Source organism: Pseudomonas sp. FSL R10-1339 (genome assembly GCF_009600545.1).
In the GTDB taxonomy this organism is placed as follows: Bacteria; Pseudomonadota; Gammaproteobacteria; order Pseudomonadales; family Pseudomonadaceae; genus Aquipseudomonas; species Aquipseudomonas bubulae.
Genome location: NZ_WIVQ01000167.1, coordinates 1 through 4075, shown reverse-complemented (window position 1 = coordinate 4075; position 4075 = coordinate 1). Strand labels below are relative to the sequence as shown.

Below are 4075 nucleotides of genomic sequence, written 5' to 3'. Positions count from 1 at the left end.
GACCTGCTGTGTGTGGGTGGCGAGCTGGGCAATGCGGCCGGGGCGTTGCCGTTGGTGCTGGGGCAGCGCACCGCGGCATCGATGATCGGCGAACCGTTGCTGGCCCATTACTGGTCGCCACAACCGCAGTTGGCGCTGGGCCAGGCCCTGCGTGGTAGAGCCACCTCGGCGCTGGATATTTCCGATGGCCTGCTGGCCGATTGCGGGCATATCGCGGCGGCGTCGAAGGTGGGGCTGGCGATTGAACTCGACCGGGTGCCGGTCTCGCTGGCGCTGGAAGAGTTCCTGGGCGAGGCGGGAGCGCAACAGGCAGCGTTGAGCGGCGGTGATGACTATGTACTGGCGTTTACCTTGCCTGAGGTTGAGGTGCCGACCCTGCTGGCCGATGGCTGGCCTATCCATGTGATTGGTCGCGTGGTTGAAGGGCAGGGCGTGACGCTGCTGGATGACGAAGGCCTGGACATTACCCCGGCAGTCCACGGCTATCAGCATTTTCGTGCGTGACCCTGTGGGAGCGGGCTTGCTCGCGATGGCAGCGCCACGTTCAGCCTGATACACCGCATCGCCTGTTTCGCGAGCAAACCCGCTCCCACGGGGCCTGTGTAGCGTAAGTCATCAAACTTTTAGATATTTATCCTCGGTAATTCAGCCTAAGCGTCTGTAGGAACCTCCTGTTACAATGTCGCCTCTGCGAATTTCCAGTACTCAAACTGATCAGGAGCACACGGTGCCTGTCGTTTTCGTTGCCGCTTGCAAATTACCCACCCCCTTTGCCGAGTTCACTATGCATGGCTTCCTTGAGAAGGCCACGGGTCGTGAACACGTTGTGCTCAGTTTGGGCGACGTTACAGACGGTGCGCCGGTTCTGGGGCGTGTGCATTCCGAATGCCTGACCGGTGACGCCCTGTTCAGCCAGCGCTGCGACTGCGGCTCGCAGCTTGAAGCCGCCTTGCAAGCCATTGCCCGCGAAGGTCGTGGCGTATTGCTGTACCTGCGTCAGGAAGGCCGTGGCATCGGTTTGCTCAACAAAATCCGTGCCTACGAGTTGCAAGATGGCGGTGCCGATACCGTTGAAGCCAACGAGCGCCTCGGCTTTGCCGCCGACCAGCGCGATTACGCCATTTGCCTGCCGATGCTGGAGCACGTAGGCGTGCATTCGCTGCGCCTGATGACCAACAATCCGCGCAAGGTCAAAGCCCTGACTGACATGGGCATCACCGTGGCCGAGCGTGTGCCGCTGCACACCGGGCACAACCCGCACAACAAGCTGTACCTGGCGACCAAAGCCAACAAGCTAGGGCACATGATGGGTAACCAGCATCAGAGCGAGGCTGACCCGGCATGACCCGTGGCCAGCGTCGTCGGCGCCTGAGTTTCAGTTGGTGGCAACAGCTGCTGCTGACCCTGCTGCCTCTGGTGCTGGTCTGCTGGTTTTTCGGCAGCGCCGAGCCGTTGCTGCCTGAGTTGGCAATGCCGTTATTTATTGCGGGCGTGGCTTCGATGTTCGTCACCCTGCGCACGTTCGGGCCTTACAAACATGGCCTGATCAATCTGCAGAAAGCCCTCGACACCCCACAGGAACCTGCAGCCTGGGATGAGTTGGCGCGTGCACGTCAGCGGTCCCTGCTGGCGGCGGGGCTGCCCACCTGGATTGCCACGCTGGCGGTGCTTGTCGGGCTTGAAGGCGTACCGCTATTGCTGCTGGTACTGTCAACGCTGGTGCTGTTCTACCTCTATCGCGTCCCCCGCCAGGTAGGCTGATGCGCGTCTGGCTGGCAGCTCTGTTGCTGACTGTCAGCTTTTCTGCCCAGGCTGTCAGCCGCGTGGTGAGCCTGTCACCGTCCCTTTCTGAAATGGTTGTCGAACTCGGCGCCGCCGATTTGCTGGTAGGGCGTCTGGAAGCAGGGGAGCCGTTACCTGAGCTTGCCGGCGTGCCTTCTGTGGGCCGCTACGGGCAACTGGACATGGAGCGTCTGCTCAGCCTGCAACCCGACCTGCTTTTGCTTTGGCCAGGCAGTGTGGGTGTTGCCCAGCGCGAGCAATTGCGTAACCTGAATATCCCCACCTTCACCGCCGAACCGGCAAGCCTCGATCAACTGGCCGATCAGGTTGAAGCCCTGGCCATCGCCCTGGGTCGCCCGCAGCGTGGAAGGGAGCTGGCAACGCAACTGCGCCAACGTCTGGCACAACTGCGTGAACAGTACCGGACTGACGTGCCTGTGCGGGTGTTTTATCAGGTGTGGGATCAGCCGCTGTACACCATCGGCGGCGGGCAAATCATCAGTGATGCGCTGGCAGTGTGCGGAGCAAGCAATGTGTTTGACCACCTCAAACTGCCGGCGCCGCAGGTTGGTATAGAGTCTGTGTTACAGCGTAATCCTGAGGTGATTATCGCCGGCACCCAGGCGCAGCTGGATGCCTGGAAAGCCTGGCCGCAGATCGATGCGGTCAAGCATGGGCGTTTGCTGCTATTGGCCGACAAGGGCCTGGAGCGTCCGAGCGGGCAGATGCTGGAAGCGACGGCCAGATTGTGTGAGCAATTACAGAGATAAAAATTATCTGTGGGAGCGGGCTTGCTCGCGATGCAGGTGATACGCAGTGTCAGGTAAGTCGCGGTGATGCTATCGCGAGCCATCCCGCGCCCACAGGTTTAGAACGTCGGCGTCCAGGTAATTGCCAGCTGCAGCGAGCGCCGTTCTTCGCGGTAGCCATAGTAGTTGCCGTCATAGCTGTACAGCGCGCGGGTGAAGCTTTTGTCCAGCAGGTTATCGACCTTCAGGTCGAGCCGCACTTCTGAGCTGGCCTGCCAGTTGCCGCGTAATCCCAGCAAGCCATAATCGCCAACGGGCTGCTTGTTGTCTTCATCATTGAAGCTGCTGCTCACCGCTTGCCAGCTGGCGCCGACACCTACCTTGTCAAATTGCCGATCCAGATCCAGGCTCAAGGTACGGCGTGCGCGGCGGCTCAGGGTATGGCCGGTATCACGATCGCGCGGGTCAATAATCGCGATACCCAGGCTGCTCTGCCAGCCGAACCATTCTTGCTGCAACGCGCTTTCGAAACCGGTGATCCGTGCTGCGCCGATGTTCTGCTGAATAAAGTCGGCATCGGCCACAATCGCGTCGCGAATATCGGTGCGATACAGCGAGGTTTCCAGGCGACTGGTCTCACTTAGCTGACTGCGCCATTGCAGCTCGTAGCTTTTTGAGTATTCCGGCTTGAGATCGGGATTGCCGAACTGCGGGTAGTACAAGTCATTGAACGTCGGTGCGCGAAACCCTTCACTGTAAGTCAGCATAACGTCGTTGTCGGCGTTCAGCGGCACCGTCAGGCTGGCGCTCCAGGTGTTGTGGCTGCCAAATTGCTGGTTCTGGTCGTGACGCAGGCCCAGCTCGGTCGAGAAGTACTCGCCGTGGAAGCGGTGCTGAACAAACGCGGCGCGGTTCCAGCGGCTGTCTTCCTCGAAAACGGTGCTGCTGCGTACCCGGTCTTGATAGGCGTCGGCGCCGAGGATCAGGCTGTTTTGATCGTCCAGCGTCAGGTTGTTCTGCCAGTTCAGCGAGTCGCGATAGGTGTTGAAGCTGTAGATCTCGGCGCTGAGTTTGTCCCGGGTTTTTTCACGGTTTTCGCTGTGGCCCAGCTCCAGGCGCGAGTTCCAGCGTTCGTTCAGTTGCGCGTCGATAAAACTGCCGACGCTGCTGATATCAAAATCGCTGTAGAGCTGTTGGCCACTGACAGTCTGGATCTGCGGGTCCCAGCGCCCGAACGAATTGTCGAGTTCGGTCTTGCCGACGTTTTTCATGGCCGTCAGGCCAATTTCAAGCTCCTGGTTCAGGTAGTGGCTCAGGTTCAGGCTCAGTGACTTGTTGCGATAGGCGTCGTGGTCGCTGTCGCTGGGGAAGGATTCGTGGGTGCGGTTGATCCCGGCGGTTTGTTCCAGGCTGCCACTGAGGTTGTAGCGCGTTTGCCCGTCGCCACCGGAGATGCCCAGGCTGTTTGTAAGCGCTCCATGAAGCCCACATTCCAAGCCGAAACCTGATGTCCGATGCTGTGCTCCCGATTTCTTTCTGGAGCC

The 4075-nt window shown here is 60.1% G+C and carries 5 protein-coding genes; 4 read left to right on the top strand and 1 reads right to left on the bottom strand.

What is annotated here, in order from left to right:
• The 4 genes from GHO03_RS23760 to GHO03_RS23745 all read left to right on the top strand — a co-directional run.
• Positions 1-504, top strand: a 504-nt coding sequence (locus tag GHO03_RS23760; protein WP_256668762.1) for an AIR synthase-related protein, incomplete at its 5' end; no start/stop codon positions are given.
• 223 nt (positions 505-727) lie between these two features.
• The gene (gene ribA, locus GHO03_RS23755) at positions 728-1345 is read left to right on the top strand and encodes a GTP cyclohydrolase II (RefSeq protein WP_165446501.1); all 618 of its coding nucleotides are present in this window, start codon (positions 728-730) and stop codon (positions 1343-1345) included.
• A complete protein-coding gene (locus tag GHO03_RS23750) occupies positions 1342-1761 on the top strand; it encodes an MFS transporter (RefSeq protein ID WP_133143851.1) in 420 nt (139 codons plus the stop codon). Before ribA ends, GHO03_RS23750 begins: the two co-directional genes overlap by 4 nt.
• The gene (locus tag GHO03_RS23745; protein WP_133143850.1) at positions 1761-2552 is read left to right on the top strand and encodes a cobalamin-binding protein; all 792 of its coding nucleotides are present in this window, start codon (positions 1761-1763) and stop codon (positions 2550-2552) included. The genes GHO03_RS23750 and GHO03_RS23745 overlap by 1 nt, the downstream gene beginning before the upstream one ends.
• A 98-nt stretch (positions 2553-2650) precedes the next feature.
• Here the strand turns inward: GHO03_RS23745 and GHO03_RS23740 are convergent.
• Positions 2651-4075 (bottom strand): TonB-dependent receptor domain-containing protein (locus GHO03_RS23740; RefSeq protein WP_372241793.1); only part of this gene is annotated, 1425 nt, incomplete at its 5' end.